We start from the raw sequence: 4,171 nt of genomic DNA on the forward strand, positions 1-4,171 counted from the left end.
TGTTGGCAAGTGCCATTTTGTTACACAAACAAGTCTTGATTTGTGGCGGCGTAAAACTGCAGTTTTACGCCGCCACATCCTGCACTTTCATCCTGCCACAAACAGGATGTCAAGAATCAAGTCCCAATCCCGACATCCACTTTGATACAGCTTTGCCTATGGGTTTAACATTATCACCCATACAGTAATAAATATGGTTCAAAAGGATAGGGATATTGATTTGGAACTGTTCCGGCTTTCCTTGGTTTGTGTAATCCACAACACGACGTAGGTTCTCCATTCGTCTGTGATCAAGCTGATATTTCACATATTTAGTTAGCAAATGAGATAGGCACTGCTCATTATGTGTGGCATAAATCAGAAGTAGTGCAGCTGCCTTAATTTTGGATGTGTCCAACGCATAAGCCAGCTCGCTGATCTTCTCGTAATGAGGCTGACTAAAACGTAAACCAGGTCTAACCGTATCACCTTGAATTACCCACTTCATTTTAGGAAGTTCTGGATCTCCATTTATCATGATTGTATCCGTATACCAATACGGTCTCCTGAATTTTCTTGCAATCGTATTTATAATTTCTCTGTTGTTCAATGCAAGAACAACAAGGGTCTCACCAATGTCTTTTACAGGACGATCACAGACGTATCCAAGGCGTGCTAAAGCATCATTAAGTTCAATGCTGATGATCGGATTTATACCCATCTTCTTATCGCTTCGGACCTTTCGTACCCTCTCTTCCATAGTGTTCCTCCTCAAAATTCTGCACTATAGTCCATCACCATTGGTGTTGTGGTGTAGGGCTTTACTTTAATGTCTATGGCAGGGGAGGGGGGAGTATGTTCGAGCTTTAATCTGGGAACACTGAAGATAGTAAATAGTACACGGAGGGTTTCTAGATGAAAATCACGAGAGAGCAAGCGGACAAATTATACGAGGAACTTGTGGAACATGCGAAGAGCAAGAATATAAAATTGACTGATAAAACGCAAAAATCGAAAAAGAAAACTGAATGATTATTCAGCTTTGCACCCCGTTGCCCTAATGAGAGAGATAGCGTAGATAGTAAGCTTGGCCAAAGTGCCCTTCCCACGTGTCCGACCCAATGCCTAGCGGCGGTTCGCAACGCGTTAATCTCTCCGGCGTCCGGATACCACGACGACGTCGCCCACGCCAAGTAGTGTCCGGACGAAACAAAAGGACTTTGCTTGTGATGATCGCTCAACCGAACGTACAGGCTCCCACGGTCCATCGGACAGCAAGCCGGTCTATATCATGTCAAGCAGTAGGGGACGAGCGTCCCGTGTCAATTGAGCCTAACGGACCGGTTTCGCTAGCGATGTGTAGGTCCATGTCCGGGGCGAACAGCCCGACCAACGGGTGGTCGCCCGACTCGTAGCGAATATCGCTGACGGCCATCGTTTGGCAATGTGTCGGAAGTTGTCGGGAACTGTAAGCAGATCCCCGAACAATTCGTGCAGTGCTGTGACTTACGCGCCGGGACGGTCAGAGCCGTTTGAAACAGTGTGTGCATCATCACGCGTTGCGCCAGCGGGCGCCGCTCCATCTCGTAGGTGTCTGGTAACTCGCCCCCGAGCATCGTCGTGGATGACGGCTGCCAGCTTCCAGCCGAGGTTGACGGTGTCCTGCAGGCCGAGTTTCAGCCCGGGACCGCTTATCGTGGAGCGGACGGCGTGGCCAACCCAACGGCGCATCAGGTGTGGGCTGGGTGAGTGGGACGCCTGTGTAGAGTACTTGCCGAATGCTCTCTTCCATTTCCACCAGGCACAATGGATCTGCTGTTTCGTCCGGAACACCGTATTCAACGATGACCACCATCGGCGGCCGACCAAGGGAGCGTACGCGAACACCACATTCTCGGTACGATGGGTCAAGCTGTGCCCACCAGGTAACGGATCCGAAGATGATATAGATCGAACATATGTTTATATCTAATTGCGCTCGCGTGAGCGAGCTTTCTTTTTGTAGAATCATGATTCTTCTGTTAAAGATAGTGGATATGTGCCAAAGGCACTCCACATTGTTCTATCATGATCTTTCTGTTAATAAAAGATCAATTAAGCGGCCACACAGAAAACCTCATTTTTCTTCCTATTACCTCGATATCAAGCATTTTCATAGATCAGATATTAGACATATTCTGTAACCTGTTGGACAGTGCCAATATATTATCCACAAGTAAGCTATTTTTGTTGGACACCTTGATTTTTTTATCCACAGGATATCCACAGATGAATGCGCATCTGTTAGACGAAAATGAATTTTGGCCATAAAAAATCCAGATCTAAATGCCGGTTACACTGCATCATACGCCTGCAATTCGTCCTTAAAAGGCGTTTCCTGGGTTCAATGATGATTTAGCCATGCTCAAATAAACCGTGCTTTAAACGCGGTTTTAAAAGGGGGGAAGATATGTGTTGATTACGCTACATCTTGCTGTCTTGCCCTGCATAGTAGCATATTTAGCTGTCCGAACAACGAACCGTTCTTTAGTATTTTTCGTAGGTATGGAAGTCTCTTCTCAATCTTATTTCGTGCACACAAGCTGCCAAAAAGCCCCCCCATACGGATGATTACATCTTCTGGCAATTTGAGGTCAATACCATGCTGGATGATTTTTCGAGTGCTACGTGACAGTTCGCGCCAATCTGGTGGATTTTCCCCGCCTGCAAATAGATAACCCTTCCTGGTCTCTCTAGTGACTTTGCCGTGTGTTGCACGTAGTTTATCCTGTGACTCGTCCCTCTCGTCTTTGACTGGCCAGAACTGCACCAAGTCATCGGTGTCTCTCTTGTTAGGGAATATTGACCAGTCAGCAAAGCCCCTTAGCAGCTCCAAGGCTTTTAAGGCGCGTAACCGAGTGCTACCAATCCGCTTCTCGTTGACAAGCGTTTCCACATTACGAACGATCTCGTAGTTGTAATGACGCGAACAATCTAAGATTTCTAAGGCAAAAAGAAGTAACCCTGAGTTTTTGTGATGCACAACGGTCGGGAGGAGTTCGAAAAATTTACTGGTTAGTCGGAAATAACTTGGTTTATCAAGTTTGCGGTGCACTTCATAACCCGCGATTTCATGCGTACCGTCCACTCTATGTGCAATCAGCTCGCTTTTAAAGAGTCGATTCGTAGCCCAATGGACAGTGGAACGGGGGAGACCTGTTATTTCACGTATCTTTACATCATCGCGTGAAAAGACCCCTGTATCGGGATCGCAAAGTGTATGATACCCGGTGAACACAGCAATTACGCTGGCTTCAAGGTTCATACGAAGTAATTTTTGACGGATTTCTGTGTAAAATTTTGCATTGCTATAGGCGTTTATTTCTTCCTGTTTGTCTTCCACTTGTGCTGGATTCATTTTGAGCGCGAACTGCGAAAAAAGGTTGCATTTAATAGTCCAATGTGATACCCTTTTTTTGTGAGTTTTGTTTCGGGTACACAATGGCGTCGGCTGCGAACCGATGCTATTTTTTTGTCCTTTTTTAGTGGTTCGCTCAAGCCTCCTTCACCTAAAATGAATGCTTATCAAAAAAGGGTACCGTGGCAAGAAGCCAGGCACCCTTGAAAAGCCAAAATGGATAAAACTGTTGCAGGAAAATGGCATACTTTGTAGTATACTATACCTGTACAGTTAATCAGGGGTTGGACCTGGTTAACATGTTGACTCAGGAGTGCCAATCCTGCGTCACCGAAGGCTCGCTGTTTGCCGCAGCGGGCTTTCATCATGTTTGGGCGTCATAATTAGTTCGTCATGCAATTGGTAAATTCGACATCCATCGGTGAATTCCTTCCATTAAAATTCTACCCAGTAATAATAACTGGGTCAACCTATAAAATCGAATTGCAGCAGGTAGAAATGATTGATTTTCTGTGCAGTCATTGGTTTTTCAGCGCTTTTTTATAACCCAAAATAAATATACCTCTGTACAAATAACCCCCCCCCAAAAAAGAAAGAGAGAAACTAATTTTAAATTCCAGAAGATATAACTACATAATTCGTGCTCACAAACATATTGGATGCCCTCGGTTATCACCGAGGGCTTTCAGGTCTCATGCTTAGGAGCCGGGGCCTCCCGCTCATAGGCTATCACGGCGCGCTTCTCCCCATAAAGCATTTTGGTCTCCTTATCCTCCCTCTGGTCCGGTACCGCCC

3 protein-coding genes are annotated in these 4,171 nt (G+C 45.9%); all 3 read right to left on the reverse strand.

Annotation, left to right across the window (positions count from 1 at the left end; all coding sequences use genetic code 11):
• Window positions 1-109: 109 nt before the first annotated feature.
• The 3 genes from ACFSB2_RS02115 to ACFSB2_RS02125 all read right to left on the reverse strand — a co-directional run bounded on the left by ACFSB2_RS02115 (window position 110) and on the right by ACFSB2_RS02125 (window position 3,361).
• Window positions 110-739, reverse strand: coding sequence for a hypothetical protein (locus tag ACFSB2_RS02115; RefSeq protein WP_377940932.1), 630 nt, complete (start codon window positions 737-739; stop codon window positions 110-112).
• 746 nt (window positions 740-1,485) lie between these two features.
• The gene (locus ACFSB2_RS02120) at window positions 1,486-1,710 is read right to left on the reverse strand and encodes an FAD-dependent monooxygenase (RefSeq protein ID WP_377940934.1); all 225 of its coding nucleotides are present in this window, start codon (window positions 1,708-1,710) and stop codon (window positions 1,486-1,488) included.
• A 727-nt stretch (window positions 1,711-2,437) separates the two neighbouring features.
• Window positions 2,438-3,361 carry a hypothetical protein gene (locus ACFSB2_RS02125; RefSeq protein ID WP_377940933.1) on the reverse strand — a complete coding sequence of 308 codons (924 nt, stop codon included), beginning with the start codon at window positions 3,359-3,361 and terminating at the stop codon, window positions 2,438-2,440.
• Window positions 3,362-4,171: the final 810 nt, after the last annotated feature.

The organism is Alicyclobacillus fodiniaquatilis (genome assembly GCF_042678105.1).
In the GTDB taxonomy this organism is placed as follows: Bacteria; Bacillota; Bacilli; order Alicyclobacillales; family Alicyclobacillaceae; genus Alicyclobacillus; species Alicyclobacillus fodiniaquatilis.